The sequence below is a fragment of the Pseudomonas sp. P20 genome, assembly GCF_016463925.1.
Taxonomy (GTDB): Bacteria; Pseudomonadota; Gammaproteobacteria; order Pseudomonadales; family Pseudomonadaceae; genus Pseudomonas; species Pseudomonas aeruginosa.
Window position 1 is genome coordinate 1 of the sequence record NZ_JAEMVM010000137.1, and the last position, 725, is coordinate 725.

The 725-nt window shown below is 71.6% G+C and carries 1 protein-coding gene; it reads left to right on the forward strand.

Going from position 1 to position 725, the window contains the following annotated elements; all coding sequences use genetic code 11:
* Window positions 1–725, forward strand: a 725-nt coding sequence (locus tag JHD77_RS32195) for a type VI secretion system tip protein VgrG (protein WP_223684114.1), incomplete at both ends; no start/stop codon positions are given.

The window sequence follows — 725 nt, forward strand, 5'->3', positions numbered from 1 at the left end:
CGGCCCGAAGGCGGCAAGCCGCGCGGCGAGGGCTTCGAACTGCGCACCGACGAACATGGCGCGGTGCGTGCGGCCAAGGGGCTGCTGCTGAGCACCGAGGAGCAGCTCAGGGCCGGCGCCGGCCATCTCGACCGAGGCGTCGTGGTGCAGGTGCTGGAGGCGGCGCTGGAGCTGGCCCGCGAGCTGGGCGACTACGCCGGGGAGCACCAGGGCGTGGGGCACGACGCGGCGCCGCAGCAAACCCTCCAGGAAGCCGTGCGCGACCTCGGCCACGGTGCCAACGACGAGTCCGGCAAGAGCAACGGAGGCAAGCCGGCGATCGCCTTGAGCGGTCCGGCAGGGATCGCCGCGGCGACGCCGGCGAGCCTGACCCTGGCCGCCGGCGAGCACGTCGACAGCGTGGCCCGGCAGAACCAGCAGGTGACCGCCGGGCAGAAGGTGGTGATCAACGCCGGCAGCGACATCGGCCTGTTCGCCCAGGGCGGCGAGCTGCGCCAGATCACCCACCAGGGGCCGATGCTGCTGCAGGCGCAGAAGAACGACATCCGCCTGGAGGCCGAGCAGAGCGTGGAGGTCAGCGCCAGCCAGCAGCACGTGCTGGTCACCGCGAAGGAGCACATCACCCTGATGTGCGGCGGCGCCTACCTGACCCTCAAGGGCGGCAACATCGAGCTGGGCATGCCCGGCAACTTCGTGGTCAAGGCGGCGAAGCACAGTCATGTCGG